Source organism: Amycolatopsis sp. NPDC043885 (assembly GCF_056435685.1).
On the sequence record NZ_JBWKEA010000001.1, the window covers coordinates 1,576,205 to 1,602,914 of the forward strand.

Consider the following 26,710-nt stretch of genomic DNA (forward strand, 5'->3'; position numbering starts at 1 on the left):
CATGCGCTCGCCTACTCTTAAGGCCGTGGCGAACCCTGATGCGGACACCGTGACCAGCACCGTTGACACCACTCAACGCGCCGAGGCGACCCCCGAACTGACCCAGCCGTACGTCGAGCTCGGCCTCGCCGACGACGAGTACGCCCGGATCCGGGAGATCCTCGGCCGCCGTCCGACCGACGCCGAACTGGCGATGTATTCGGTGATGTGGAGCGAGCACTGCTCGTACAAGTCCTCGAAGAAGCACCTGCGCTACTTCGGCGAGACCGCCACTCCCGAAATGAAGGAGAAGATGCTCGCCGGCATCGGCGAGAACGCGGGCGTCGTCGACATCGGCGAGGGCTGGGCGGTCACCTTCAAGGTCGAGAGCCACAACCACCCGTCCTACGTGGAGCCGTACCAGGGTGCCGCGACCGGCGTCGGCGGCATCGTGCGCGACATCATGGCGATGGGCGCGCGCCCGCTCGCGGTGGCGGACGCGCTGCGCTTCGGCCCGGCGGACGCCCCCGACACCCGGCGCGTGCTGCCCGGCGTGGTCGCCGGCGTCGGCGGTTACGGCAACTGCCTCGGCCTGCCGAACATCGGCGGCGAGCTGGTGTTCGACCCGAGCTACTCCGGTAACCCGCTGGTCAACGCCCTGTGCGTCGGCGCGATGCGCGTCGAGGACCTGCACCTGGCGTTCGCCTCGGGCAAGGGCAACAAGATCATCCTGTTCGGCGCGCGCACCGGCCTCGACGGTATCGGCGGCGTGTCCGTTCTCGCGAGCGACACCTTCTCGGGTGACGAAAGCTCGGGTGGCCGCAAGAAGCTCCCCAGCGTCCAGGTCGGCGACCCCTTCACCGAGAAGGTGCTCATCGAGTGCTGCCTCGAACTGTTCGCCCAGAAGCTCGTCGTCGGCATCCAGGACCTCGGCGGTGCCGGGCTTTCCTGCGCGACGTCGGAGCTGGCCGCCGCCGGTGACGGCGGTATGCACATCTACCTCGATCGGGTTCCGTTGCGCGCCACCGGGATGACCCCGGCGGAGGTGCTCTCCAGCGAGTCGCAGGAGCGGATGTGCGCGGTCGTCTCGCCGGAGAACGTCGAGGCCTTCATGAAGGTCTGCGAGAAGTGGGACGTCATCGCCACCGACATCGGCGAGGTCACCGACGGCGAGCACCTGGTCATCACCTGGAACGACGAGGTCGTCGTCGACGTGCCGGCGCACACCGTGGCGCACCAGGGCCCGGTGTACGACCGCCCGATCCAGCGTCCGTCCACACAGGACGCTCTGCGGGCCGACACCTCGGCGAAGCTGCCGCGTCCGTCCACTTCGGACGAACTGCGGGCCGACATCCTCAAGCTGATCTCGTCGCCGAACCAGGCGTCGAAGGAATGGGTGACCTCCCAGTACGACCGCTACGTGCGCGGCAACACCGTGCTCGCGCAGCCGTCGGACTCGGGTGTCATCCGGATCGACGAGTCCACCGGCCGCGGTGTCGCCGTCTCGACCGACTGCAACAGCAAGTTCGTCTACCTCGACCCGTACGAGGGCGCGAAGCTCGCGCTGGCCGAGGCGTACCGCAACGTCGCCACCAGTGGCGCGAAGCCGGTCGCGGTGTCGGACTGCCTGAACTTCGGCGCGCCGACCGACCCTGGCGTGATGTGGCAGTTCGAGCAGGCCGTGCACGGTCTCGCCGACGGCTGTGTCGAGCTCGGCATCCCGGTCACCGGCGGCAACGTCAGCTTCTTCAACCAGACCGGTGACACGGCCATCCTGCCGACGCCGGTGGTCGGCGTGCTCGGCGTGCTCGACGACGTCACCCGCCGCATCCCCACCGGAATCGGCGCCGAGGCCGGGGAAACCCTGCTGCTGCTGGGCGAGACCCACGACGAGCTGGACGGTTCCGCCTGGGCGCGCGAACTGCACGGCCACCTCGGCGGCCGTCCGCCGCGCGTGGATCTGGCGCGCGAGAAGCTGCTCGCCGACATCCTCATCGCCGGTTCCCGCGACGGCATGATCTCCGCCGCGCACGACATCTCCGACGGTGGCCTGATCCAGACGCTCGTCGAGACCGTCCTCATCGGACAGTGCGGTGCCCGCGTCTTCCTCGACGCGGAGCAGGACCCGTTCGTGCAGCTGTTCTCCGAGTCCGCGGGCCGGGTGCTGGTCGCCGTGCCGCGCACCGAGGAACTGCGGTTCACCGAGATGCTGACCGCGCGTGGCCTGCCGTGGCGCAAGACCGGTGTGGTGGACCCGGAGTCGGGCTCGCTCGAACTCCAGGACATCACGGAGTTCACGCTGGACGAGCTCCGGGAGACCTGGGAGAAGACGCTCCCGGCCCTGTTCGACTGAGCTGAAGGGGACTTTCCCCGCATAGGACGCAGCGAAGGGCGCCTTCACCGCATGTGATGCGGGGAAGGCGCCCTTCAGCCTTCTTCGGGAAGAACCGAGCCGGCCGGGAACTTCGCGCCCTCCAGCGAAGGCGGTTCTTCGAAGGTCGCCACACTGAAGTCGACAGGTCTCGCGACGACCGTGTTGTCCAGCGACACCTTCCGTTCGAACCTCGCCCTCGTGAGCTCGAACGCGCCGTGGATGGTCGCGTTCTCGAGCAGGAACTTCCCGGAAAGCTGAGCGTCGGTGAGGTCGAGATAGGACAGCACCTCGCACCGATCCGCGCCGAACCAGCCGACCCGCCTGCCGAGCAGCCCCAGCTTGTCGAGCCGGGCGTCGCTCAGGTTGAGCGAAAGCGTCGCCCCGGTGGTCCCGGCGTGGGGAAGGATGTCGCGGATCAACCGCTCGGCCGCACGCCGGACCAGCCGTTCCCGTTCCGCCGCCGCCCGCTTTTCCTTGTCGTCCCAGTCGAGCCCCGGATCGAAACTCGGATGCTCGAACGGCCGCCGCAGGTACGCGCACAACACGTCCAGCACCGTCTGCCGGTACTCCGGACGTGTCCTGGCGAGCCCGGCGAGCGAATGCATCGCCCCGATCCGGACCTGATCGGCTTCGTTGCCCAGCAGCTCGATCGACTTGGCGAAGCGTTCGTCGGAGATCCGGCTGCGCTCGATCTCGTGCCGGTCCTCTTCGGTACGCCGTCGCCGGTCGTTGAGCCAGAGCCCGTAGAGCGCGGCGATCGCCCCGCCCGCCAGCGCGCCGGTCTTGAGCGCGTCGCCGCGGCTGGTCGCGCGATCCGTGAGCAGCCAGGCGGTGACCCCGACGAGCACCACGACCGAGGACAGCAACGTCCAGAGCAGCGGCGAGGAGAGCAGGCGCCTCATCAGTCCTTCACCGTGAGCCGGGCGCGGCCGTCCGGCAGGGTCTCGACGGCCCAGCCCGCGGGGAGTTCGTGATCCCTCGCCGGCTCCACCGACGTGTTGTACAGCGACACCGTGCCGGGCGGCTTACGGAAACTCAGGTCCCCGAAGCCCTCGAACCGGGCGCGACGCAGATCGAGCGTCCCCTTGAACTCCGCGTCGGCGAAGACGGCGTCCTTCGCGAAAACGCTGTCCTTGAAGGAGGTCTCGCCCGCGAACACGGTGTCGCGGAACTCGACGTCCTCGGAGAACCGGACCCCGCTGAACCACGCCCGCTGTTCGAACTTGGCGTCACTGCACCGGAAGAAGCCGATGCGCTTCTCCTTTTCGGTGCCCGCGCCGGTCAGGTAGACCGGTCCGCGGAAAACACAGCCGGACAGGTTGGTGCTGCTGTACAAACCCGCGTAGCGGAGCAGCAGCTTGCCGATCTTCCGCTCCGAGAGATCGAAGTACTCCAGTACCGCGCCGGTCAGGTCGAGGTCGTACGCGTTCCCCTCGGAATCCGCGGCCGGGAGCAGTTCCCCGATCAGCCGTTGCGCGGTCTGCCGGACCTGGAGTTCCTGCTCCTGCTCCGCGGTGCCCGCTTCCGGCGCGGTGTTCCCGTCCCGTTTCGCCGTGTCCTTGTACCGCGGATGTTCGAACGGCCGCCGCAGGTACGAGCACAGGATGTCCAGCACGGTCTGCTTGTAGATCTCACGGCCGCGAGCCAGCCCCGCCAGCGCGTGCAGCGCCCCGACCCGCACCTGGTCGGCCTCGTGGCCGAGCAGTTCCACGGCCTTCGCGAACCGTTCGTCCGAGATCCGGTCCCGGTCCTGGTCGGCCCGCCGCAGCTCGAGTTCCTGCCGCTGCCGCTCGACCTCCTGCCGTCGCTCCTCGACCCGGCGCCGCCGGTCGTTGAGCCACAACGCGTACAACGCGACGATGGCGCCCCCGGCGATGCCGCCGGTCTTCAGCGCCTCGCTGCGGCTGGTCGCCGGATCCGTCAGCAACCAGCCGCCGACCGCGAGCAGCAGTACGAGCGAGACGACGAAGGTCCAGAGCAATGGGGAGCGGAGAAACCGCTTCATCCGCTCAGAATACGAAGAAGTTGCGGACGCAGAAGGACTTGTCCGGGTTGTCGTCCGAGGAGATCCCCGACCCGCTCACCTTCTTGCCCTTGACCGTGCCCTCGATGTCACCGGTGATGAACCCGTCGCCGATGCCGGCCGTCGAGGTGACCTCCAGCTGCGACGGCGCCGGGGCCATGATGTCGATCGAGTCGCCCATGGTCGCCTTCATGTCCGCGCACACCAGCGCCAGCGCGCCGGCCTTGTCGCCGGCGCTCACCTTGGCCAGGAAGTCCTTCAGGTTCTGGATGCCCTTCGGGTTGCCTTCGGAGCCCGTGCCACCGCTTTCGGTGCTCTTCGGGCTGCTCTTGGGCGCGCTCGACTTCGGGCTGCTCTTCGGCGCCGAGGTCGGCGCCTGCTCGGACGACGACGCGGGCGGCGGCGCGGCGGTGGCACCGTCGCCATCGTCCTTGCTGAGCAGGAAGCCCGGCGCGACGAACCCGGTGACACCGAACGCGATCAGCACGACCAGCCCGATCACGATCCCGATGATCAGACCGGTCTTGCTCTTCGACGGCGGCGCGGGCGGGCCGCCGAAGCCCTGCTGGTAGCCCTGGTTGTTCGGGTCCCAGCCCTGCTGGGGCTGCTGCGGGTACTGCTGAGTCTGGTCCCAGCCCTGCTGCGGCTGCTGCTGGTACTGCTGCGTCTGGTCCCAGCCCTGCTGCTGTCCGTACTGCTGCGGCTGACCGTACTGCTGGGTCTGGTCCCAGCCACCCTGGTGCGGCTGCTGTCCCTGGGGGTCCTGGCCATAGGGCTGGCCTGGCTGGGGTGGGTAGGTCATCGGTCTCGCCTTCCGTACTGGGGCCTGAGGCTTCTGATCAGACGACCGGCGGTCAGCGCTGGTTCCGGATCCGCCCGTGCCAGGGATTTCAGGGCATTCTGCTCGGAAGGTACCGTGCGTTGAAAGCGGCGCGCGAAAGCGGCTCCCGGCCGAGGCCGGGAGCCGCTTGTTCACGGAATGCGCAGCTCAGCCGTTGGCCAGTGCCTGCAAACGGTCATAAGCGCCGTTGAAGGTGTTCTGGTCGAGCGGGCTGGAGGTGTACTGCCACACGGTGTAGTAGCCCCAGCCGTAGGGCAGCGCACCCACGGTGGACGCGTACCGCGCGATCCACAGCGGGACCGTGCCACCGAAGTTCTGCGACGTGCCGACACAGGTGCTCCACCAGCTCGTCGAGGTGTAGATGACGGGCCAGCGGCCGGTGCGTGCCTTGTAGCGGTCGTGGAACGCCCGGATCCACGCCCCCATCGCGGACTGGCTCAGGCCGTAGCAGGTGGCGCCGTACGGGTTGTACTCCATGTCCAGCGCGCCCGGCAGGGTCTTGCCGTCCTTGGACCAGCCGCCGCCGTTGTTGACGAAGAAGTCGGCCTGCGCCGCGCCGCTCGAGACGTTCGGCAGGGCGAAGTGGTACGCGCCGCGGATGAAGCCCTTGTTGTAGGAACCGTTGTACTGCTGGGCGAAGTACGGGTTCTTGTAGCTCGTGCCTTCGGTGGCCTTCGTCCACACGAAGCGCTTGCCCTGGTTCCACCAGTAGTTCCAGTCGACGTTGCCCTGATAGCTGGCCACGTCCATCCCCGCGACCGTCGCGAGCACGCCGGCCTCGGGCTGCGGCTGGGCGGCCTTGGCCTTGGAGTCCGGGGTGGAGGTGTCGCCTTCCACCCGCCGGATCTGCGATCCGATCGTGTGGTCGTTCTGCTGAAGATCCTGTTCGATCGACATGATCTCGGGGGACGGGGCGGCCGACGCCTGGACCGTGCTGCTGAGCAGGAGCAGCGCGGAGCCGACGGCGATGGCGATTCTTCGGGAAGTGCGCATTACGACAATCCCTTCACGGATAACCCTCGCTGAGGACGGCGACCTTGCAGGTGGTAGCCGTCCGGGCACGATTGTTGACGACGAGTGCCGGGTTTGTCACTAACTTCCGTGAAATTGGTACTACACGTGGGTGATTTTCATTTCCAAGTAGTCCTGGTTATGTGATCTTGTAACGCCCACTCGGGTGAGTGTTCAGCCGAGCGAAAGCGCGCGCACGCGATCGACCGTGCCGTTGAACCAGTTCTGGTCGCCGGGCAGGCTGCCCTTGTTCGAGAACTGCCAGATGGTGTGGGTCTTCCAGCTCGCGGGCAGCTCGCCGATCTCCGTGTTGTAGCGCGCGATCCACAGCGGGTTCTGCCAGAACACGGTGCTGTTCCCGGTGCAGCGCTTCCACCAGCTCGTCGACGTGTAGATCGCCGGATGCCGCCCGGTCCGCCACAGGTAGGTCTCGGCGAACGACGCCATCCACGCGACCATCTGCGCCGGCGTCTTGCCGTAACAGGTTTCGCCGTACGGGTTGTACTCGACGTCCAGCGCGCCCGGCAGCGTCTTGCCGTCCTTGGACCAGCCGCCGCCGTGGTCGACGAAGTAGTGCGCCTGCGCGGCGCCGTCCGAGATGTCGGGGCGAGCGAAGTGATACGCGCCGCGGATCAGGCCGACGCCGTAGGAACCGTTGTACTGCTGGGCGAACCGGGGATTGACGAAGCCGGTGCCCTCGGTCGCCTTCACGTAGACGAACTTCGCGCCGGTCCGGGCGGCGGCGGGCCAGTCGACCTCGCCCTGATGACCACTGACGTCGTGGCCGAGCGTCTGCGCTTCGCCGCCGTACAGCGGCCCCACCGACACGTTGACGCCTTCGTGCAGCGCGATCTGTGAACCGGCGTAGTGCTCCTCGGCCCCGTCGTAACGAGGCCCGCTTTCCCGTGCGACGGCGGGGGTCTGCGCGAGCAGCAAAACCCCCGCCGCGAGGACGGCCCCCCAGCCTTTTGAACACACTCTGCGACTCATCACGTCGTCACGATCCCCCGCGGAAAGGGAATCAGCGACTCGAACATCACTCGAAAGAGTGGCGTTCGGCCTGAATAAATTGGGCCGAGTGGGTTAATCGTCCCTAACGACGCTCGTCCGAAAGGGCTTTGTCGAGGTGCTCCGAGGGGATGATCGCGGTGAGCCGGTCGTGGGGATTGATCGTCACGGGGTGCCCGGCGAGCAGCGGGACCATGTCCCGGCCCAGTACCGCCCTGGCGTGCGGCCATTCGCGCGGCACCAGCGACTTCGCCGTGTACGCGGGAACCAGCACCTTGCCGTCGGTGTTGTGGAAGCCGATCACCGTGCGCTGCACCGGCGAAAGGGCGTAGACGAACAGCGTCGAGTCGAGGATGACCCGCGGCAGGTCGGCGGCCGGACGGTGGTTCGTGCGCACCAGCTGGAGCAGCTGCTCGAGTTCGTTGCGCGGTTCGGGGAAACCGAGCGCCTTGGGCGAGGGACGGTAGCGATCGTTGGGGTGGAAGTCCTCGACGATCTCGCCCCCGCCGTTCACCGGGTACGCGCCGACGACCGCCCAGGACGGCACCGGGCCGTCGGGGTCGAAGGCCTCGTCGATGACATAAAGCCAGCTGTTGGGGTTGGCCCTGGCGTTGGCGCGCATCTCTTCGGTGATCTTCGGCTTGGCCCGTTTCCGCTTGCCCGCCGGGCTGGACGCCAACCGATCCGCCTCGTCCCGCTGCGCCATCGCCATCCCCACGTTCCGGGTGCCTGAAGGTTTGTTCGCGCTCACTCTACTGTTCTCCCATGGCCTCTTCGCGTTCGGTCGACCCCGCTGAGTTACGAGCCGCGATCGCGGCGATTTCCCCCTGGTTGAGCGGATCCGGTCCGGAACCGGCCCGTCCCGAGCTGGCCGCGGCGGTGCGGCTGAGCCTGCGGACGCTGGCCGGGGACGCTCCGGGGAAGAGTGTCGAAGTGCGGGTGCCGCCGTTCGCGGCTGTGCAGTGTGTCGAAGGATTGCGCCATACCCGCGGGACGCCGCCGAACGTCGTCGAAACGGATCCGCGCACGTGGCTGGAACTGGCGGCCGGGCTGCTCGGCTGGGCCGAGGCCGTCGAGTCGGGGCGGGTCACCGCCTCCGGGAGCAGGGCCGACCTGGCCCGCTGGCTGCCCTTGGTCCGCCTCTGAACCCGCCCCGTCGTGCAATGAAAGGTCCTTTCCTTGCGAAATTTGCAAGGAAAGGACCTTTCATTGCACGACGGAAGGGCGGTCTTTAAGCCTTGCGGCCGATGCCACCCGAGATCGTCCGCTGGGCCACGTTCAGCTCCTTGATCCGGGGGCCGTCCGGCCACCAGTCGGCGCACAGCCGGACGCCGGGCTCGACCATCTCGAGGTCGTGGAACAGCTCCTCGATCTCGGCCTTGGTGCGGAAGGTGCCCGAGCCCATCGGGCTGTGGATGAAGAACTCCTCCATCTTGCGGGCGACCTCGGACAGCTCGTCCTCCGGGTCGGAGAAGTGCGAGATCGCCACGTACGAACCCGACGGCAGCGCGTCGATGTACTTCTTCATGATCTTGGCGGGCTCGTCGTGCGGCCCGTTGTAGTGGTGCAGGGTCCCGAGCTGCAGCAACGCGATCGGCTGCGTGAAGTCGATGTGCCGCCGGATGTCCGGGTTCTCGATGATCCGCTCCGCCTCGAAGATGTCGTCCGAGACGAAGTGGGTGTTCTCGTTCTCTTCGAGCAGCGCGCGCCCGTGGGCGAGTACGACCGGGTCGTTGTCGACGTAGACGACCTTGATCTCCGGGTTGATCCGCTGCACGACCTGGTGCGTGTTCTCGGCCGTGGGCAGGCCGGATCCGAGGTCGAGGAACTGGGTGATGCCCGTCTGGCTGGCGAGGAACCGGCACGCGCGGATCAGGAAGCCGCGGTTCTCGGTCGCCAGGTCCTGCGCTTCGGGGGCGGCCTGCTGGACCTTGCGCAGCACCTCCCGGTCGATCTCGTAGTTGTCCTTGCCGAGCAGGAAGGCGTCGTACACCCGGGCGATGCTGGCCCGGGTCGGGTCGACACCCACGGGCACTCGTTCCGTCCGGGTCGGGGCGTCGGGCATCTTGAACCTCACAAAACTGTGTCGGAAGTCTCGGGCTCTACGTAGAGTAGAACCACGTACGCGACCGGTAAACCGAGCCATCCCTGTCGTGTCGAGGCCCAAACGTGTACTTTCAGTAATCGGCTTGTTCCCCTGTGAGTGTCGTCGTGCGAAAGGTCCCCGGTCGATGAACGCGGTCACCCCGCCTGGCGGTGAGCAGTCCCTGGGTCCCACCGCGCGACGGATGATCCTCGGCTCTCAGCTCCGCCGGATGCGTGAGGACGCGGGCATCACACGCCAGGAGGCCGGCTACAGCATCCGGGGATCCGAGTCGAAGATCAGCAGGCTCGAGCTCGGCCGCGTCGGCTTCAAGGAACGCGACGTCGCCGATCTGCTGACCATGTACGGGATGACCGATCCCGGCGAGCGGCAGCAGTTCCTCGACATGGTCAAGGAGTCGAACGAGCCGGGTTGGTGGCGCCGCTATGGCGACCTGATGCCGAGCTGGTTCAACGACCTCGTCGGGCTCGAAGAGGCCGCGGCCCGGATCCAGGTGTGGGAGCCGCTGTACGTCACGGGTCTGCTGCAGACCGAGGACTACGCGCGGGCGATCATGAGCCACGGCCGCAAGGACATGGTCAACGAGCAGGTCGACCGCCGGGTCGCGCTGCGGATGCGGCGGCAGAAGATGCTGTCGCGGCCGGACGCGCCGCGGTTGTGGCTGGTGCTCGACGAGTCGGTGCTCTACCGGCCGATCGGCGACCGCGAGGTGCTGAAGGGCCAGATCGACCACCTGCTGGAGATGATCCAGCAGCCGAACATCTCGGTGCAGGTCCTCCCGTACGACCGGAGCGGCTACTCCGCGGACAGCGCGTTCTCGCTGCTCAGGTTCGCGGAAGAGGAATTGCCGAACATCGCCTACACCGAGTACCTGACCGGCGCGCACTACATCGACAAGCGCGACGAGATCGAGCGGTACAGCCGGGCGCTGGACATGCTCGCGGTCGACGCGGAGACGCCGGACCGCAGCCGCCAGATGCTGATGAAGCGCCGCGCCGAAATCTGAGCCGCTCACCGTTGTGGGGCTGCCTGCCGTATCCGGGAACGGCCGAGGTTTCCTTGCGTGTCCTCGAAAAAGTGGCCACAAGTGGTAGTTGTTCACCCAACAGGGGCTGCGCTCGTAACTCTTTAGTGGGACGGCTGAGGACTTAAGACACCACCCTCCGCGAATTCTGCAAAAACTTCTGCACGTGCATTTACCGCTGCAGCCACACGTGCTAACTTTGGGATCACAGGCAAATGCACATGCAGATGCATTGCCCGAAGTCTTCTGTCGGGGAAGGTGGGGACCATGGCTGAACAGTTCGACAACGGCATCCCGGCCGATCGTCTGACCGGCGCCCAATGGCGCAAAGCCAGCTACAGCAACGCGATCGGCAACTGTGTCGAGATGGCGCCGCTCGCTTCCGGCGAGATCGCGATGCGCAACTCGCGCTTTCCGGCCGGGCCGGCCCTGATCTACACCCAGGCCGAGATGGCCGCGTTCCTCGCGGGTGCCAAGGACGGCGAATTCGATGACGTCCTCGGGTGACACCATCACCGCGGAGATCACCGATATCGAAAGCGGCCTGCAGGAACTGATCCACCGCGGGTACCAGTTCGTGCACCCGTGCGACGCGAACGGCGAGGTCCTCGCCGTGGTCGGCGTGCGAGTCCACGACAACGTGGTCGACGTGGTCCGGCTCAACGCCGAGGACGACGTCGTCGCCACCCGCATGCCCGGGACCGAGGAGGACATCCTCGAGCCCGAGGTCTGGCTGTGGCGGTTCGCCGGCGACGCGGCGACGGTGCTGACGGCACTGCTCGCGCTTCCGGACGAGCGGACCCCCGGCTCGCTGTACGTCCCGGAGACCGCGGCCAAGGGCTGCTGGGTTCCCGGCCGTGGCGGCACGTCCAAGTGGCTCGCCGCAAGCTGATCCGTTTCGCTCCCGGTGGTCGTGAGTGGCGATTCGGGTGAGAACCCGAATCGCCACTCGCGACCACTCCTAAGCACAGTCGACCGCCTCTGTCGAGGGGGAGCGGCCGGCTGGTCGGGGGTCGTGAGTGCCGGGCCTTGACACCCGCCCGTCACTCACGGTCATAAGGAACCCGCTCCGGTCGAAGACCCCCTATCGAGGTAGCAGGGGCGCCCTGTCCGCCATCGCGGCTTGGAAGGCCGGCCCGCCCCTGCCGACGTCGATCGCCGCTGCGGGTTCACTCACGGTCATCGCGCGAAGCGTGTCCAGTGCCACTTCGTGCGGCGCGTTGATCTCCTGCTCACCGTTTACACTGGTGGCGGCCTGCCCTCTTTCTCCCTGGGAGCACCTCGGTGGTTTCCGACCCGTCCGTCGCCGGACAGCCCGTGACCGACCAGCCCGATCCGGAACCCCGCGAGGAATGCGGCGTCTTCGGTGTCTGGGCGCCCGGAGAAGAGGTCGCGAAGCTGACCTACTACGGGCTCTACGCACTTCAGCACCGCGGCCAGGAAGCGGCCGGCATCTCGGTCTCCGACGGTTCGCAGATCGTCGTCTTCAAGGATCTCGGCCTGGTCAGCCAGGTGTTCGACGAGCAGGTCCTGCAGTCACTGCAAGGACATATCGCCGTCGGCCACTGCCGCTACTCGACCACCGGCGCGACCATCTGGGAGAACGCGCAGCCGATCTTCCGTACCACCGCCACCGGCAGCGGGTTGTCCTTCGCGCACAACGGAAACCTCGTCAACACCGCCGAGCTGCGGGATCGCACGGTCGAAGCCGGGCTCAAACCGCACGCGGGCCTGACCGGTTCGTCCAGCGACTCCGACCTGGTGTGCGGGCTGCTCGCGGCCAACGCCGCCGACAAGGGCATCGAAGCCGCCGCGCTGGAACTGCTGCCCACCCTCAAGGGCGCCTTCTGCCTGGTCTTCGCCGACGAGTCCACCTTGTACGCCGCGCGCGACCCGCACGGTGTGCACCCCCTGGTGCTCGGCAGGCTCGAACGCGGCTGGGTCGTCGCGAGCGAGACGGCCGCGCTGGACATCTGCGGCGCGTCGTTCGTCCGCGAGGTCGAGCCCGGTGAGCTCATCGCGATCGACGCCGAAGGCCTGCGGTCCTCGCGGTTCGCGAACCCGGAGCCCAAGGGCTGCGTCTTCGAGTACGTGTACCTCGCCCGCCCCGACACCTCGATCGCCGGCCGCAGCGTGCACGCCACCCGCGTCGAGATCGGCCGCAAACTCGCCGCCGAGCACCCGGCCGACGCCGACCTGGTCATGCCGGTGCCCGAATCCGGCACCCCGGCCGCCATCGGCTACGCGCAGGGCTCCGGCATTCCCTACGGCACAGGCCTGGTGAAGAACGCCTACGTCGGCCGTACCTTCATCCAGCCGTCGCAGACCATCCGCCAGCTGGGCATCCGCCTCAAGCTGAACCCGCTGCGCGACGTCATCCGCGGCAAACGGCTCGTCGTCGTCGACGACTCCATCGTCCGCGGCAACACCCAGCGCGCCCTGGTCCGCATGCTGCGGGAGGCGGGCGCGCTCGAGGTGCACGTCCGGATCGCGTCGCCGCCCGTCCGCTGGCCGTGTTTCTACGGGATCGACTTCGCCTCCCGTGCCGAACTGGTGGCCAACGGCGTCGACCTCGACGGCATCCGCCGCTCCATCGGCGCGGACACCTTGGGCTACATCTCCCTGGACGGGCTGGTCGCGGCTTCGGAGCAGCCGAAGTCGCGGTTGTGCACCGCGTGCTTCTCCGGCGAGTACCCGATCGCGCTGCCCGAAGACGCGCTGATCGGGAAGCACCTGCTGGAGAGCCTGGACTCGGTCAATGGCGCGGCGAAGCCCGTCAGCCCTGCCGGGTACGGTGCTGAGGACGCCATCCGGCGTCCCTAGACCTCTCTTCCAGAGTTGGAGTCCGCTTCCGTGAGCGAGTCCACGAGCGCCACGTACGCCGCCGCCGGCGTCAGCATCGACGCCGGTGACAAAGCCGTCGAGCTGCTCAAACCGCACGCCGAGAGGGCCACGAGGCCCGAGGTGATGGGTGGGGTCGGCGGTTTCGCCGGGTTGTTCTCCCTGAAGCTGGACAAGTGGAAAGAGCCGGTGCTGGCCTCGTCGACCGACGGGGTCGGCACCAAGATCGCCGTCGCGCAGGCACTCGACAAGCACGACACGGTCGGCATCGACCTGGTCGCGATGGTCGTCGACGATCTGGTCGTCACGGGCGCCGAGCCGCTGTTCATGCAGGACTACATCGCCGTCGGCAAGGTTGTCCCGGAGAAGATCGCGGCACTGGTCGGCGGCATCGCCGAGGGCTGTGTCCAGGCGGGTTGCGCGCTGCTCGGCGGCGAGACCGCGGAGCACCCCGGCCTGATGGGCGAGCACGACTACGACCTTTCGGGCACCGGCATCGGCGTCGTCGAGGCGTCGAACGTGCTCGGCCCGGAGCGGGTCCGCCCCGGTGACGTCGTCCTGGCGCTCGGCTCGTCCGGCCTGCACTCCAACGGCTACTCGCTCGCCCGGCACGTGCTGCTGGACATCGCGCGCATGCCGCTCGACGGGCACGTCGAGGAGTTCGGCCGCTCGCTGGGCGAGGAGATGCTGGAGCCGACCAGGATCTACGCGAAGGACTGCCTCGCGCTGGCGTCCGAGGCCGACGTCCGCACGTTCGCGCACATCACCGGCGGCGGCCTGGAGCAGAACCTCGCCCGAGTCATGCCGCGCGGCCTGGTCGCGCGGCTCGAACGCGGCACCTGGACCCCGGCGCCGGTGTTCGCGCTGATCGGCCACCGCGGCAAGGTCGAGCGTGCCGAGCTGGAGAAGACGTTCAACATGGGCGTCGGCATGGTCGCGATCGTCGGCGCCGACGACGTCGACCGTGCGCTGGCGATGCTGACCGCGCGGCACGTGCCGGCGTGGATCCTCGGCGACGTGCAGCCCGCGGAAGACCCGGACGGCCCGCGTGCCGTGCTCTCCGGTGACCACCCGCGCTTCTGAATATTCTCTTGGCCCTGGTGGAACACTGGGTCCGTGGCTGATGACGTGGTGGTCGGCACCCGGTTCGTGATCCCGGGTGCCGAATTGAGCGAACGGTTCTCCCGGTCGTCGGGTCCGGGTGGGCAGGGCGTGAACACCACGGACTCGCGGGTCGAACTGTCCTTCGACGTGGCCGGTTCGGCGTCCGTCCCGGAGCATCTCCGGGCGCGGATGCTGGACCGGCTTTCGTCGCGGCTGGTCGACGGGGTCGTCACGATCACCGCGTCCGAACACCGCTCCCAGCTGATGAACCGGGAAGCCGCGCGGGCGCGGCTGGTGACGCTGCTGCTGGACGCGTCGGCGCCCCCGGCAGCCAAGCGGCGTCCCACCAAACCTTCGCGAGGTTCGAAGGAACGCCGCCTGGCGTCGAAGAAGCGCCGCGGCGAGGTCAAGAAATCACGCCGCGGCGGCTACTCAGACGATTGACAGGTGCACACATTCGGCGGCGGTCTTGAAGCCGACCCGGCCGTAGACGCGTTCCGCCTGCCCGGCGCCCGGCGTCAAGAACACCGACCGGCCACCGCGAGCGTGGGCTTCACGTGTCAGGTACTCCGTCATCGCCGCGGCGATCCCGCGGCTCCGGTACTCCTCGATCACCCCGATCCCGGCGATCTCGGTCGCGCCGTCGAGGATCGGGGTCGCGACCCCGCCCCCGACGACCTCGCCGGTCTCGGCCACGGCCGTCACCGAGAGGGTCTCGCCGCTCAGCTGATCCGGTGAGGGGTCGAGGTGCCGATCGGGATCGTCCTCCTCGAACGCCACGTTCTGCGCCCGGATCATCTGCCGGAGTTCGCCGTCGGTCTTCGGGGTGATCAGGCTGATCCCGGCCGGTTCCGGTTGTGCGACGACCTGCCCCGGGGAGCAGATCATCAGCGGAACCCGCCGCTCCAGCGTGTAGCCGCACTCGACGAGCACGGCCTCGGCGGCCGGAACCGCTTCGGTGAGGAACTCCAGACGCGGCACGAGCCCGCGCTCGCGGAACGCCTCGGTGAGGGCGGCGACGTCGTCCTCGGTGGGAACGGCGTCGTCATCGGGGATCGCGTAGTTGAGGAAGGGGCTGTCGGCCTCGAGGTAGTACGTGGCCAGGAACGGCCCGATCCGCTCGGTCTCCCGGAACTTCGCCGCGGTGAGGCGGATGTAGGACTGCAAAGCACGAATCGTCTCGGAAAGCACTGGTGGAAAGCCTTTCGGGCAGAAGAAGGAGACGCACGGGAGGATCCGCGTGCGTGGTGGAGCTGGCGTATGCGCCGGCTAGCTCGTGCCGACGCCACCGAAGGCGTCAGGCATGAGGCATCCCTCTTTCTTGGTACGCAGGCTTTCGCGATCACTCTCGCACGACGGTCAACCGATTTACCTCCGCTGCGGATGCGCGATGCTCGAATACCGCTCGTCCCATACCGATCTCGGCACCCGTAGCCGGACGGGGGCGTCGCACACCCGCCGGACCTGGACCGGGATCCGCACCGGCGGCCGGACGTCCAGGCGGTGCCACAGACGTTTGCTCAGCGCGGCGCCCGCCACGGCGCCCAGTGTGTTCAGCAGGATGTCGTCGGCCGAGGTCACCCTGCCCGCCTGGATCAGATATTGCGTGCCTTCCACCAGCACCGAGACGGCCAGCGCGCCCAGCGCGATCCGGCCCAGCGACCGCAGGCGGCGGGACCGCACCGGGAGCAGGGCGCCGAGTGGGCTCAGCATGAGGACATTGCCCAGCGCCTGCCAGAGATTGGCGCTGTCGGACAGGGCCAGCCGCAGGTCGGTGCCGGGTTCGAGGTTCAGCCTGCTGCCCTGCGCGCCGGACACCGGCATCGTGACCAGGCACAACACCAGGAAACAGGCCAGGGCGAGCGTCATGTCGACAGCGGCCGTCGCCGACGCGGAGAAGGGGTCGGCACGTCTTCGCCGTCGATGAGCCGCGAGGAGCGGCCACCCGAGCAATGCGTACGGAATCGCGATGATCGTCAACGGGATCATCCCGCCGAAAGCGCGGAGCAGCTCACCCATGGCCTTCCTTTCCGGAGCGCCCAAGATCACCTTCGCATCACAAGATCGACTCGGCACGGCGGAGCGAACGCACTAAGAGGTGATCTTTCCCGGTGGCGGAAAAGGTTTTCCCATGCTGGTGACCGTCCACAAAGGAACCTGTGGACAAACCTGTGGATGACCGCGAACTCTTCGGAAGAAGGCCTTATCGCGTAAGGAAAAGCCTTGTGGGTGACCTGTGTACTACTTGCCGTGTCCGGCGAGCTCCCGCGCGTGCTCGAGCAGCTTCTGCAGGTGCAGTCCGCGACGCACGTCACACGGGTGCGAGGCCGTCCCGCTCGCGGCCATCGCGGCGAAATCGTCCAGGAGCGCGGTATACGACTCGCCCGCCGAGCCCGGCTTGCGGCCCAAGGTGCGGTAGCCGTGCTCGCCGTAAACGGCCACTTCGACGACCGTCGGCTGGATCGGCAGCCGCAGCGACAGGGTCGCCGTACTGGTCGCGCCACCCTCGTGGGCTAACAGCAACTGCCACAGATCGTCATCGGTCCGGTTCGCGGCGAGCACCTCGGTGATCTCTCCGAGAGCCGCGTCCAGCAGATCGAGGGCGTGCGGGCCGATGTCGGCGAGCGCGCCGGAGTCGTGCCGCCACGCCGACGACTGGTACTGACCGCCGAGCAGCGCGCCCGAAAGCCATCGCGCCCCGCCGCCACGCCAGCCGCCCGCTTCCTTGATACCGTCGAGCCACTCGCGCGTCATCGGCGAAAACCGCAGGATGAGGACCACGAGGGCCGCGACACCGGCGGCCTCCACCGCGTCCGCGAGCCGCCGCGCGCCGTCGAGGTCGGCGGCGATCGGCTTCTCCAGGATCAGATGCTTGCCCGCCTCGGCCGCCCTGACCGCCAGCTCCGCCTGGACGGCGGGCGGCACCGCGAACGCGACCGCGTCCACCTGGTCGAGCAACTCGTCGAAACTGTCGACGGCTTGGGCGCCATGCGCCTCGGCCAGCTCCTTCGCGGCCTCGGGACGCCTGGCCCAGACCGCGCGCAACGTCATCCCGGGGTGATCGGCGAGACCTGGCGCGTGCACCGTCTTCGCCCACGGACCGGCACCGACCAGACCCGCGCGCAGCTGTCCCTGTCCCACGCCCCCGAGTCTAGGACCCTCGCGTTCAGTCCTCTGAATGCGGTAGTTGCGCGTGCAAGAACCGCATTCAGAGGACTGAACGCGGAGGAAACCAGGTCAGGAGTAGCTGTAGAACCCGCGGCCGGTCTTCTTGCCGAGCAGGCCGGCGTCGACCATGCGCAGCAGCAGCGGCGGCGAGGAGTACAGCGGCTCCTTGAACTCGGCGTACATCGAGTCCGCGATCGCCTTGATGGTGTCCAGGCCGATCAGGTCCGAAAGCCGCAGCGGGCCCATCGGGTGCGCGGTGCCGAGCTCCATACCGCGGTCGATGTCCTCCGCGGACGCGAAACCCGACTCGATCATCCGGATCGCCGAAAGCAGGTACGGCACGAGCAGCGAGTTCACGATGAACCCGGCGCGGTCCTGCGACCGGATCACCGTCTTGTTCAACGCCGTGGTCGCGTGCTCCTCGGCACGGCGGGCGGTGTCGTCACTGGTCAGCAGCGAGGGCACCAGCTCGACGAGCGGCAGCACCGGGACCGGGTTGAAGAAGTGGATGCCGACCACCTGCTGCGGGCGGCCGGTGGCCATCCCGAGCTTCATGATCGGGATCGACGAGGTGTTGGACGCGAACACCGCGTCCTCACGCTCGACGATCTTGTCCAACGACCGGAACACCTCGACCTTGGCCTGCTCCTGTTCCAGGATGGCCTCGATGACGAGGTCGCGGTCGGCGAACTCGCCGATCTCGGTGGTGAAGCGGAGCCGTCCGAGCGCCGCGTCGGCGTCTTCCCGCGAGAGCTTCCCGTTCTTGACGCCGCGTTGCAGCGACTTCTCGATCCGCGCCCGCCCGGAGTCCAGCGCCGGCTGGTTGACCTCGGTGACGATCACGTCCAGCCCGGCCCGCGCGTGCACCTCGGCGATGCCCGAGCCCATGAGCCCGGCCCCGACGACACCTACTCGCGCTACGTCAGACATGGCACCTCCTCATATTTTGGGCAGCACGCGACACGCGAGGGCGGTCCCCGGGGCAAGCCCGGATCCACCCTCGCGTGTCACGCGTTGCTCAGCGGCGGTATTCGTCGTACCCGTCGTACGGGTCGTCGTCATACCGCTTGTCGTCCTCGTGCCTGTCTTCCGAGGAACTACTGGACAGCTCGCGCTGCAAAGCATCGAAGTCGGTTTCGTGCGAGCTGTACTTGAGCTCGCGCGCCACCTTCGTCTGCTTGGCCTTAGCCCGGCCGCGCCCCATGGCTCGACCCCCTCGCACAGGGGCGGGGCGGCCGGGGGAATCGGCGGCCCCGCATCGTCTCGACAATTCTTTCCTGCTGACACCGTACCGTGTCCGGGGGGTTGGATGCGACGTGGCACGGTGTGCCGGTGGCGACAGTGTTCACCGAACGCCGGTTACCGGCCGGTCGGTGGCGATAGTCGCAGGTCGGCGTGCCACGATGCTCGTGTGCCCCGTCCGTTCGCGGCTTATCTCCGCGTCTATGAGCCCCTGCTCGCGCTGGGGGATCCACCGGACGAACGCCTGCTCGAGGCCGTCGAAGCGGCCCGGCTCGATCGTTCGGCCGCGGGGACGCGCGAGCAGGAATTGTGGCTCAAGTCACAGCATGTGGGGCGGTTGCTGCCCGCCGAACTCGGGGACGGCAGGGCCGCGCCCAGTCTCGTCACCGATGTCCTCGTCCTGGATCCCGAGGACGTGCCGGAGGGTGAGCACGGCGACGCCGGCCCAGGGCCGCTGATCTGCCCGATGGAGATCCGCGCACGCTCGGCCGCGGCGCTGGTGACCTTCCTCGGCGACGCGCACCCCGCGTTGAAGAACGCGGTGCTCGACGCCGGCGGCGCTTCACTCGACACGATCCGCTCGCGGGCGAAGTCCGCCATCGGCGATCTGTCCGCCTCGGCTTCGCACACGCTGTCGACGACGTGGACCGTCCCGCTTCCGTGGTTCGTGCTGTTCGACCCCGGGATGCGCCGGGTCAAACTCGGCAAGGGCCGTGACGACCCCGAACGCGAGGTGTCGTGGCGGGTCTCCATCGCCGACGCACGGTATCGCGCCCGCGAGGTCGGGGACCTGCTCGAAGCGACCTTCGGTGACTCGGGACCCGGCCGGGTGCTGCTCGAGACGCGACGCTGGCTCGACAGCTTCCACCCCGGCTCCGCGGTCGAGCTCGACTACGGCGGTCTCGTGCAGCTCTTCGCCGACCCGATCCTCCAGGCCGACACGACCGCCGAAGAGGTGCACGACATCCTCGACGCGCTCCGCACCGGCAATGTCGACGAGCTGGCGGAACTGTTCGCCGACCTGCGGGACTTCTGGGGCGACCTGGCCGCGCGGGAACGCGCGAACTAACCGTAGAGACCTTCGGCGACCCTCAGCTCGCCGACCGGTTTCCCGCCGCCCAGGACCGCGTCGCGCGCGAGGTCGCCGGCCTCGTCGCCAGGGTCGATGCCGAGGTGGCGCAGCGTCGCGAGCAGCAGCGGGAGCCGGGCACGGGCCGCGCCGTCGTCGATCTTCAGTGCCAGCGCGGTGCCGTCCGGGAGGGCGAACGCGTGCACTCCCTCGGCGCCGCCCTTCGAAAGCAGGCCCTCGATGGTCCGCATCAGCACGGTGTCCTCACGGCCGGTGCCCGCGACCTGCCACGGATGCGCGCGGACGGCGTCGGCGACCCGGCGTTCCGGCCCGCCGATGGCCGTGACCAGCCTGCCGAAGGAGCGGGCGAGGCCGGTGAGGGAGAACGCGAACAACGGCGCCCCGCAGCCGTCGACGCCGACCGTCTCGATCGTCTCGCTGGTGAGGTCCGCGACGGTGGCCTGGATGATCTTCTGCAGCGGATGGATCTCGGCCTCGTAGTCCTTGGCCGGCCAGCCGAGCTGCGCGCAGGTCATGAGCATCGCGGCGTGTTTGCCGGAGCAGTTCATGGCGGCGCGGCGTTTCCCGGCCGAGGCCACGGCCAGCATGCTGGGCTCGTGCAGCGGGAAAGCGGGCGGGCAGGCCAGCGCGTCCTCGGTCAGTCCCGCGCGGGAAAGCATGTCGAGGGCGCCCTCGACATGGCCGGGCTCGCCGTTGTGCGATCCGCAACCCAGCGCGAGCTCTTCGTCGCCGATCGTGAGTCCGGCGCGGAGCATCCCGACGGCTTGCAGGGGCTTGTTGGACGAACGCGGGTAGACCGGCCGCTCGATGTCGCCCGCGGAGAACCGCACCGAGCCGTCCGGGGCGGTGATCACGAGCGCGCCGCGGTGCACGCTCTCCACGAAACCGGATCGAACGACCTCGACCAGGACCGGGTTCGTCACTCGGATCCGCCGCGTTCGGTGTCGAGCAGGTCGTCGACCGATGCCGTGCCCTTGCGATAGCGGGTCGCGATCTCGGCGTTGATGGTGTCCATGACGCCCTGGACCTCGCGACGGTACGAGGAGACCGAAACCTCTTCGTCGGCGTACCGGTTGAGGGCGTTGATCAGCTCCTCGTCCGACAGAGTGCTGACGTCGGAAAGGTCCGTGTCGCCGATGAGCGCCTCGGCGAACCGGCGGTGCTCACCCGCGCGCGACGGCTCCAGCCGCTGGTGCCTGCCCGAACCCGTCGCCGGGCCGATCGCGTTGTCCGCCAGGATCGCGACCAGCCGCTCGACGACGCTGCTCTCGCCGCCCGAACTCCTGCGCTCCTGCTCGGCCCGCACGATGTCGATCCGCGCGTGCAGCAGGCGCCGCAGGTACGACAGGTCGGTCTCCTCCTGCGCGGCCTCGTCACGGCGCTCGCGCAGCACGGAAAGGGTCAGCTCGCCGAGGTCGCTGAGATACCCAGGGCCGAGCACGCGGTCGATACGACGGCGACCACCGGGCCGGACTTCGATCACCCGCGTAGCTTATCGCGCTCCAGCGAAGATGCTCCGCAGGGAGCGATACCACAAGGATCTCCGCCCCCGACGGCACCCTCCGCCGCTGCCGCTCTTTCGGTTCCTTCCAAAGCGCGCCCCCCACCCGTCCCGGGGGCGGCCCCTGGTCCAGTCTACCGGGGGTGGAGGCGGAAAAGTGCTGGTCGGCGAAGTTGTCCACAGGTGGGCAACGTTGTGGACAACTTGTGGATGGCTGTGGTGGGCGGGATGGAAGTACTTGAAGGCCCTTCATGGCGTTAGGCGCAAGGAAGGGGCCTTCATGTACTTGGGTCGTGAGTGAAGGGCGAGTTTGCAGCGCTCAGTCGAGGGAAGGGCCTTCACGCGCAGTCGTCGCCGTGGCCAGTGAGGTCGCTGTGACGAGTGAGGCGAAAGTGACCCACCTGCAGGTAGTGAAGGCCTCCTTCCCTACCCTCAAGGTAGGCAAGGAGGCCTTCACGGAACGGCGCGGAGCCGAGCCGAGCCGAGCCGCAGAGGACCCCGCCTACCCCCGCAGCCGCTGAGCCGCTTCCCGCCCGGGCGCCGACGCCTCACCAGGCACCGAGTCCGGATCGATGGCCGCCTGCACCACGCGGTCCTCGGCGCCCACCAGCAGCTCCGCACCCGGCTGCGTCGAGCGTTTGACCAGCGCCAGCGCGATCGGTCCCAGCTCGTGGTGCTGCACCACGCTGCCGACGCGGCCGACCGTCCGCTCGCCCAGCACCACCGGATCGCCGGTTTCCGGCGTGATCTCCGGCGAACCGTCCAGGTGCAGCAGCGCCATGTACCGCGGCGGCCGCCCGACGTTGTGGACCTTCGCGACGGTCTCCTGTCCGCGGTAGCAGCCCTTCGCCACGTGCGCGGCGGAGTCGACCCAGTTTACTTCGTGCGGGATCGTGCGCTCGTCGGTGTCGAGGCCCAGCCGCGGCCGCAGCGACTCGACCCGCAGCGCGTCGAACGTCCAGCTGCCCGCCGGTCGCGAGCCCGCGTCGGTCAGGCGCCGCCACCAGTCGGCGAGTTCGGCGCGCGGGACGGCGAGGTCGACGCTGTGGCGTCCCGGCCACGGCATCCGCCGCGCGAAACCGCCGGGGATCGCCACGACCGAGTACGGGTCCGAGCCCACGGAGACGCCCACGGAGTCCAGCACGCGGTCCGCGTCGGGACCGAGGACGGTCAGCAGCGCCAGCTCGTCCGAGACATCGCGGATGTCCACTTTGGACCAGAACTTCATCGCTTCGAGGTACTCGCGCAAAGTCTGCTTGCCACCGGACGGCAGCGCGCTGGTGGCCACCGCGCCCCTGTCGCTGTCCAGCCACACCGTGCCGTCCGCGTGCGCGAGCACCATGTGCGTGTCGACGCGACCTTGGCTGTCGAGCACGAGCGCCTCGGTGCCGGTGCCTTCGGCGAGCCCGGTGACGTGCTGCGAGATCACCAAATGCAGCCAGGACAACCGTTCTTCCCCAGTCACGGCCAGGATTTCGCGGTGCGAACGGTCGATCACGACCGCGCCGCGCGCGGCCGTCCGCTGCTCGGCGAAGGGGTCACCCCAATGCCACGGGACACCTTCTTCCGGATGCCCGTCGGGTGCCGCGATCGGTCCGGGAAGGTCGAGCAGGGGGGAGCGGTAGGGCATGAAACCCATGCTAGTGAGTACCGTGTCCCCATGCGCGTGCTTGCCTTCCTCGACGGGACCCTGGCCGACCCCGAAGCCGCTCACCTGCGGGTGGACGATCTGGGACTGCTTCGCGGCGACGGCGTGTTCGAGACGATCCTCGTCGTCGACGGACGGCCCCGCGAGCTCCGCCCGCACCTCGAGCGGCTGGCCCGTTCCGCGGCCATGCTCGACCTGCCGGAGCCGGACCTCGCCGCCTGGGAGCGCGCCGCGCAGGTCGTCATCGACAACTGGTCCGGCCCGGCCGAGATCGCGCTGAAACTGGTGTACACCAGGGGAATCGACGGCGATCCGGAGGCGAAGCCGTTCGGGTTCGCGCTCGGTGTGGAGATCGACGAGAAGGTCCAGCGGGCCCGTGTCGAAGGCGTCGCGGCGATCACCCTCGAACGCGGTTTCGAGCCCGACCTCGCCGAGCGCGCGCCGTGGCTGCTGCTGGGCGCGAAGTCGATTTCCTACGGCGTCAACATGGCCGCGTTGCGCGAGGCGGGCCGCCGTGGCGCGAGCGATGTGATTTTCACCGCCGCCGACGGCACGGTCTTCGAAGGTCCGACTTCGACGGTCGTCCTCGCGAAGGACAAGACGCTTTACACGCCGCCGGCGACCATCGGAATCCTGCCGGGGACGACGCAGGCGGCGCTGTTCCGCGGCGCCGAACGGGCGGGCTGGTCGGTCAAGGTCGAGCCGCTCAAGGTCTCCGATCTCACCGAGGGCGAAGGGCTGTTCCTCGCGTCGTCGGTCCGCAAGCTGACCAGGGTGCACACGCTCGACGGCGTCGCGCTCACCGACTCCAGCGCGATCCACGCCGAGCTGGCCGCCGCGTACGAGAGCGAGTACGCGATCAGCTGAGCGTCGCGCGCAGCTTCGCCGCGACGAACCGTTCGATCAGGTCGAGGTGCCGAGCGTGGAACGCCCAGAGGGTGTGCCCGCCGCAGCAGTCGGCGCGCAGCCATAGGGGCTCGCGGAAGAACGGGTCGACCGGACGATTCCACGCGCGGTAGTCGGGGTCGGGAGGAACAAGCACCAGGGCGCAGCCCGCGCAGGTCAGCCGATCGGGTGTGGCCGAGGCACGGCTGGCGCAGCGCGGGCAGACGACGAGGATCGGCTCGTCCGCGAAGTCCTCGATCCGGGTCTGCGGATCGCGGAACCGCGGGGCGTCCATCAGCCGAGCGGGCTGATGATCAGCAGGTGCGGCAGGATCGCTTCTTCGCGGTAGGCCGCGATCTTGTGGTGCCCGTCGAGGATCACCGCCGCGTCGGTGGTCTCCAGCACGATGGCGACCGGCCGGTGCCCGCTCTTGATCGCCGTCCGGTAGTAGCCGACGCGGGACACGTCGGCGGGCGGCCAGTCGGCGCTCGGGGTCAGGTAGCGGTCCTCGGCCAGCCTTTCGGGTCCGGCGACCTGGTATTCGCCGTCGGCGAAGAGATCGAGAAGCGGGCGGAGCGTATCGCCGAGCGGGCGCCGCATCTGACCGGTGGCCAGCGCGATCCGCAGCGACTGCGGAAGCTCTGGTTGGGTGGGGACCGAATTCGTGTCGATGACACCCGTGCCACCGTCGACCTTTACCTGTTCCACACCCTCGTGGACGAGTGAAAGCGGAGAAGGGTTCCGGGTCGGGCCTGCGCGAGGGCCGGGAGTGACGCCTGTCTCACCACGGCCGCCACCGGATAACCGCCGGTAGTCGGATGATCCGCCAAGAACACCACCGGCAACCCGTTCGGCGGCACCTGGACGGCGCCGGTCAGCAGGCCTTCGCTCGGCAGTTCCCGCTCCGCGTATTCGGCCGCGCGAGTCAACGCGTGCCCGTCGAGCCGGAGTCCGACGCGGTTCGATTCCGCCGTCACCGTCCAGGTCTTCGCGAGCCCGGACGCCGGGTTCTCGAACCAGTGCGCCCGCGGCCCCGGGTCGATCGGCACGACGAGCTCGGCCGGTGCCACCGTGGGGAGCACGACGTCGGCACCTCCGGGGACGGACGGCGTGCCGAGCGGGAGGACGTCGCCCGCTTTCAGCGGCGCCGGCCCTATCTCCGACAGGACGTCCCGCGACCGGCTGCCGAGTTCCGCGTCGACCGTGATCCCGCCGGAAACCGCCAGGTAGCAACGCAGTCCGGAGGCGGGAGCACCGATCGCCAAGACCTGCCCCGCCGCCAGCCAAACCGGCGCGTGCGAGCCGACTGGGCGCCCGTCGACCTCCACGGCGACGGCGGGGCCGGTCACCGCGATGGTGCAGGACGTCGTGGCGCGCAGCCGTAGCCCGCCGAACAGGCACTCGACTCCCGCGGCGGCTTCGTCGTTGCCGACGAGTCGGTTGGCCAGCTGCAGCGCCGAGACGTCGAGCGCGCCGGACGGCGGGACACCGAGATGCGCGAAACCGGGCCTGCCGAGGTCCTGTACCAGCGCGAGCGGACCGGTCTCGACCACTTCCAAGGCCCTCATCCGGCACTCCGGAACCGCACGCGGTCGCCGGGCGCCAGCAACGCGGGCGGGTCGGCGCGCGGATCGAACAGGACGGTCCGGGTATGGCCGATCAACCGCCAGCCACCGGGCGAGACACGGGGGTACACACCGGTGAACTCGCCCGCGATGCCGACCGAGCCCGGCGGCACGCGAGTGCGCGGGGCCGACAGCCGTGGCTGCCGCAGCGGCTCGGGAAGCCCTGTCAGGTAACCGAATCCGGGCGCGAAACCGGTAAAGGCCACGGTGTAGACGGCGCCGGTGTGCAGCCGGACGACGTCCTCAGCGGACACTCCGGCGTCCCGCGCGACGAGTTCGAGGTCTTCGCCGTCATAGGTCACGTCGAGCATGATCTCGCGGGATCGGCCTTCCGGTGGATGTTCGAGGTCGGCGTCCGCGAGCAGTTCGCGGACGGCCGCGAGGGCGGCCGAACCCGGGATTTCCACCACGAGCAGGCTGCGGGCGCCGGGCACGAGTTCGGCGATCCCGGGCGGACGCGCGGACGTGACCGTCGCGTGCGCCGCCATCGACTCGGCGAGGGAGGCGCAGTCGAGCAGGGCGGCGTGCTCGCCGTAGGCACGCCACCGCATGGGAACGGGGTCAGCCCACCACGCGACGCAGCAGCGCCGACGTGTGCGGCTGCAGGTCCTGACCCATCATCGCGCGCTCCTCGACGTAGCCGAGCTCGCCGTTGACGATGCCGTAGAGCCGCTGCGAAGCCGTGACGTCCTTGGCGGTCGAAGTGCGGACGACCGCGTCGGTGCCGAGCTCCCAGGCCGGGACCGAGGCCTTGCCGCGCGGCTTGCCGTAGAAGAGTTCCACGATGCCGGTGTTGTGGGTCAGCAGCAGCTCGATCGTGTCGTCGGCCTGCGGACGCCAGAACCCGGATTCGCGCGCGGCGGGACGGATGACCTTGCCGTCCTCGTCGAGCAGCCAGGCTCGTGCCTCGTGCGTGAGGAACGGGCGGCCGTCGTGCGCGATGGTCAGCTGCATGCCGAACCGGTACGGGCCGTCGATGGTCGGATAGTCGACCTCGCCCTCGCCGCGCCAGACACCGACGAGCGGCAGGAGCGCCAGGCAGGCGTCGTTGAGGTTCGCTCCTTCGCGCAGGTTCGCGGTGTCGCCCGGGATGGGCATGTCGTCGAACTGCGGAAGGTTCCGGTCGCGCGTGCTTTCCGCGCGCTTCTCCGCGGCCTGGATGGCCTCGTCGCCACTAGCCGTCATCGGTCAGCGCTGGTCCGCGTAAAGCCGGTAGACGACGTACACGGCGAACCAGGTGAT

Annotated in this window: 30 protein-coding genes; 10 read left to right on the plus strand and 20 right to left on the minus strand. The window is 68.7% G+C overall.

Annotation, left to right across the window (positions count from 1 at the left end; genetic code table 11):
* Nucleotide 1: 1 nt before the first annotated feature.
* Complete coding sequence (purL, locus tag AC069I_RS07895) at nt 2-2,332, plus strand: phosphoribosylformylglycinamidine synthase subunit PurL (protein ID WP_478265047.1); 2,331 nt, start codon at nt 2-4, stop codon at nt 2,330-2,332.
* A gap of 74 nt (nt 2,333-2,406) precedes the next feature.
* Here the strand turns inward: purL and AC069I_RS07900 are convergent, their stop codons facing one another.
* The 6 genes from AC069I_RS07900 to AC069I_RS07925 form a co-directional block, all read right to left on the minus strand.
* Nucleotides 2,407-3,255, minus strand: a complete 849-nt coding sequence (locus AC069I_RS07900; protein ID WP_478224230.1) for a hypothetical protein — start codon at nt 3,253-3,255, stop codon at nt 2,407-2,409.
* Nucleotides 3,255-4,358 carry a pentapeptide repeat-containing protein gene (locus tag AC069I_RS07905; protein WP_478224231.1) on the minus strand — a complete coding sequence of 368 codons (1,104 nt, stop codon included), beginning with the start codon at nt 4,356-4,358 and terminating at the stop codon, nt 3,255-3,257. The genes AC069I_RS07900 and AC069I_RS07905 overlap by 1 nt, the downstream gene beginning before the upstream one ends.
* Before the next feature lie 4 nt (nt 4,359-4,362).
* Nucleotides 4,363-5,178: a Twin-arginine translocation protein TatA gene (locus AC069I_RS07910; RefSeq protein WP_478265048.1), complete on the minus strand. Its 816-nt coding sequence runs from the start codon at nt 5,176-5,178 to the stop codon at nt 4,363-4,365.
* A 186-nt stretch (nt 5,179-5,364) separates the two neighbouring features.
* Nucleotides 5,365-6,210 (minus strand): lysozyme, encoded by an 846-nt coding sequence (locus AC069I_RS07915; RefSeq protein ID WP_478224233.1) that lies wholly within the window; start codon nt 6,208-6,210, stop codon nt 5,365-5,367.
* Nucleotides 6,211-6,402: 192 nt separating this feature from the next.
* On the minus strand, nt 6,403-7,218 hold the full coding sequence (locus AC069I_RS07920; RefSeq protein WP_340688525.1) for a lysozyme: 816 nt from the start codon (nt 7,216-7,218) through the stop codon (nt 6,403-6,405).
* 103 nt (nt 7,219-7,321) lie between these two features.
* Nucleotides 7,322-7,948, minus strand: coding sequence for a type VII secretion system-associated protein (locus tag AC069I_RS07925; RefSeq protein ID WP_478224461.1), 627 nt, complete (start codon nt 7,946-7,948; stop codon nt 7,322-7,324).
* 53 nt (nt 7,949-8,001) lie between these two features.
* Here AC069I_RS07925 and AC069I_RS07930 point away from each other — a divergent pair, with 53 nt between their 5' ends.
* Nucleotides 8,002-8,382 carry a sterol carrier family protein gene (locus AC069I_RS07930; protein ID WP_478224234.1) on the plus strand — a complete coding sequence of 127 codons (381 nt, stop codon included), beginning with the start codon at nt 8,002-8,004 and terminating at the stop codon, nt 8,380-8,382.
* Nucleotides 8,383-8,467: 85 nt separating this feature from the next.
* On the opposite strand, the gene AC069I_RS07935 is transcribed toward AC069I_RS07930, so the two are convergent.
* Nucleotides 8,468-9,265 carry an SAM-dependent methyltransferase gene (locus tag AC069I_RS07935; RefSeq protein ID WP_478224462.1) on the minus strand — a complete coding sequence of 266 codons (798 nt, stop codon included), beginning with the start codon at nt 9,263-9,265 and terminating at the stop codon, nt 8,468-8,470.
* A gap of 202 nt (nt 9,266-9,467) precedes the next feature.
* Here AC069I_RS07935 and AC069I_RS07940 point away from each other — a divergent pair, with 202 nt between their 5' ends.
* The 6 genes from AC069I_RS07940 (at nt 9,468) to arfB (ending at nt 14,753) form a co-directional block, all read left to right on the plus strand.
* Nucleotides 9,468-10,346, plus strand: a complete 879-nt coding sequence (locus AC069I_RS07940; protein WP_340686264.1) for a helix-turn-helix domain-containing protein — start codon at nt 9,468-9,470, stop codon at nt 10,344-10,346.
* Between the two features lie 285 nt (nt 10,347-10,631).
* Entirely contained in the window at nt 10,632-10,871 is a 240-nt protein-coding gene (locus tag AC069I_RS07945; protein ID WP_478265049.1) for a DUF397 domain-containing protein, read from the plus strand.
* Nucleotides 10,855-11,256 carry a hypothetical protein gene (locus AC069I_RS07950; RefSeq protein WP_478224235.1) on the plus strand — a complete coding sequence of 134 codons (402 nt, stop codon included), beginning with the start codon at nt 10,855-10,857 and terminating at the stop codon, nt 11,254-11,256. The genes AC069I_RS07945 and AC069I_RS07950 overlap by 17 nt, the downstream gene beginning before the upstream one ends.
* A 392-nt stretch (nt 11,257-11,648) precedes the next feature.
* Complete coding sequence (gene purF, locus AC069I_RS07955) at nt 11,649-13,187, plus strand: amidophosphoribosyltransferase (RefSeq protein WP_378440581.1); 1,539 nt, start codon at nt 11,649-11,651, stop codon at nt 13,185-13,187.
* A gap of 30 nt (nt 13,188-13,217) precedes the next feature.
* The gene (purM, locus tag AC069I_RS07960; RefSeq protein WP_478230906.1) at nt 13,218-14,288 is read left to right on the plus strand and encodes a phosphoribosylformylglycinamidine cyclo-ligase; all 1,071 of its coding nucleotides are present in this window, start codon (nt 13,218-13,220) and stop codon (nt 14,286-14,288) included.
* 33 nt (nt 14,289-14,321) lie between these two features.
* Nucleotides 14,322-14,753, plus strand: coding sequence for an alternative ribosome rescue aminoacyl-tRNA hydrolase ArfB (gene arfB / locus AC069I_RS07965; RefSeq protein ID WP_340686267.1), 432 nt, complete (start codon nt 14,322-14,324; stop codon nt 14,751-14,753).
* Here the strand turns inward: arfB and AC069I_RS07970 are convergent.
* The 5 genes from AC069I_RS07970 to AC069I_RS07990 form a co-directional block, all read right to left on the minus strand.
* On the minus strand, nt 14,742-15,500 hold the full coding sequence (locus tag AC069I_RS07970; protein ID WP_478265050.1) for a GNAT family N-acetyltransferase: 759 nt from the start codon (nt 15,498-15,500) through the stop codon (nt 14,742-14,744). The genes arfB and AC069I_RS07970 overlap by 12 nt on opposite strands.
* Before the next feature lie 177 nt (nt 15,501-15,677).
* Nucleotides 15,678-16,328 carry a VanZ family protein gene (locus tag AC069I_RS07975; RefSeq protein WP_478230904.1) on the minus strand — a complete coding sequence of 217 codons (651 nt, stop codon included), beginning with the start codon at nt 16,326-16,328 and terminating at the stop codon, nt 15,678-15,680.
* A gap of 222 nt (nt 16,329-16,550) precedes the next feature.
* The gene (locus AC069I_RS07980) at nt 16,551-17,450 is read right to left on the minus strand and encodes a Gfo/Idh/MocA family protein (RefSeq protein ID WP_478265051.1); all 900 of its coding nucleotides are present in this window, start codon (nt 17,448-17,450) and stop codon (nt 16,551-16,553) included.
* Between the two features lie 96 nt (nt 17,451-17,546).
* The gene (locus AC069I_RS07985; protein ID WP_478224240.1) at nt 17,547-18,407 is read right to left on the minus strand and encodes a 3-hydroxybutyryl-CoA dehydrogenase; all 861 of its coding nucleotides are present in this window, start codon (nt 18,405-18,407) and stop codon (nt 17,547-17,549) included.
* Nucleotides 18,408-18,495: 88 nt separating this feature from the next.
* Nucleotides 18,496-18,681, minus strand: coding sequence for a DUF3073 domain-containing protein (locus AC069I_RS07990; protein ID WP_007032561.1), 186 nt, complete (start codon nt 18,679-18,681; stop codon nt 18,496-18,498).
* A gap of 207 nt (nt 18,682-18,888) precedes the next feature.
* Between AC069I_RS07990 and AC069I_RS07995 the strand changes: the two genes are divergently transcribed.
* The gene (locus tag AC069I_RS07995) at nt 18,889-19,788 is read left to right on the plus strand and encodes a DUF8083 family protein (protein WP_478265052.1); all 900 of its coding nucleotides are present in this window, start codon (nt 18,889-18,891) and stop codon (nt 19,786-19,788) included.
* Here AC069I_RS07995 and AC069I_RS08000 read toward each other — a convergent pair.
* From AC069I_RS08000 to ygfZ, 3 genes are all read right to left on the minus strand, one after another.
* Nucleotides 19,785-20,732, minus strand: a complete 948-nt coding sequence (locus AC069I_RS08000) for an asparaginase (protein ID WP_478265053.1) — start codon at nt 20,730-20,732, stop codon at nt 19,785-19,787. The two genes, AC069I_RS07995 and AC069I_RS08000, sit on opposite strands and share 4 nt — an antisense overlap.
* Nucleotides 20,729-21,292 (minus strand): RsiG family protein, encoded by a 564-nt coding sequence (locus AC069I_RS08005; RefSeq protein ID WP_478265054.1) that lies wholly within the window; start codon nt 21,290-21,292, stop codon nt 20,729-20,731. Before AC069I_RS08005 ends, AC069I_RS08000 begins: the two co-directional genes overlap by 4 nt.
* A 520-nt stretch (nt 21,293-21,812) precedes the next feature.
* On the minus strand, nt 21,813-22,940 hold the full coding sequence (gene ygfZ / locus AC069I_RS08010) for a CAF17-like 4Fe-4S cluster assembly/insertion protein YgfZ (protein ID WP_478224244.1): 1,128 nt from the start codon (nt 22,938-22,940) through the stop codon (nt 21,813-21,815).
* A 30-nt stretch (nt 22,941-22,970) separates the two neighbouring features.
* On the opposite strand from ygfZ, the gene AC069I_RS08015 reads away from it, so the two are divergent.
* Nucleotides 22,971-23,825: an aminodeoxychorismate lyase gene (locus AC069I_RS08015; RefSeq protein WP_478224245.1), complete on the plus strand. Its 855-nt coding sequence runs from the start codon at nt 22,971-22,973 to the stop codon at nt 23,823-23,825.
* On the opposite strand, the gene AC069I_RS08020 is transcribed toward AC069I_RS08015, so the two are convergent.
* From AC069I_RS08020 to AC069I_RS08040, 5 genes are read right to left on the minus strand one after another with little or no spacing between them, the layout of a single operon-like run.
* The gene (locus AC069I_RS08020; protein WP_478265055.1) at nt 23,818-24,138 is read right to left on the minus strand and encodes a TFIIB-type zinc ribbon-containing protein; all 321 of its coding nucleotides are present in this window, start codon (nt 24,136-24,138) and stop codon (nt 23,818-23,820) included. The genes AC069I_RS08015 and AC069I_RS08020 overlap by 8 nt on opposite strands.
* Nucleotides 24,138-24,551, minus strand: coding sequence for a hypothetical protein (locus AC069I_RS08025; protein WP_340686279.1), 414 nt, complete (start codon nt 24,549-24,551; stop codon nt 24,138-24,140). The genes AC069I_RS08020 and AC069I_RS08025 overlap by 1 nt, the downstream gene beginning before the upstream one ends.
* Entirely contained in the window at nt 24,539-25,411 is an 873-nt protein-coding gene (locus AC069I_RS08030) for a 5-oxoprolinase subunit C family protein (RefSeq protein WP_478265056.1), read from the minus strand. The genes AC069I_RS08025 and AC069I_RS08030 overlap by 13 nt, the downstream gene beginning before the upstream one ends.
* The gene (pxpB, locus tag AC069I_RS08035; protein WP_478265057.1) at nt 25,408-26,019 is read right to left on the minus strand and encodes a 5-oxoprolinase subunit PxpB; all 612 of its coding nucleotides are present in this window, start codon (nt 26,017-26,019) and stop codon (nt 25,408-25,410) included. Before pxpB ends, AC069I_RS08030 begins: the two co-directional genes overlap by 4 nt.
* Before the next feature lie 10 nt (nt 26,020-26,029).
* Nucleotides 26,030-26,653 carry a heme-binding beta-barrel domain-containing protein gene (locus tag AC069I_RS08040; protein WP_478265058.1) on the minus strand — a complete coding sequence of 208 codons (624 nt, stop codon included), beginning with the start codon at nt 26,651-26,653 and terminating at the stop codon, nt 26,030-26,032.
* Nucleotides 26,654-26,710 lie beyond the last annotated feature (57 nt).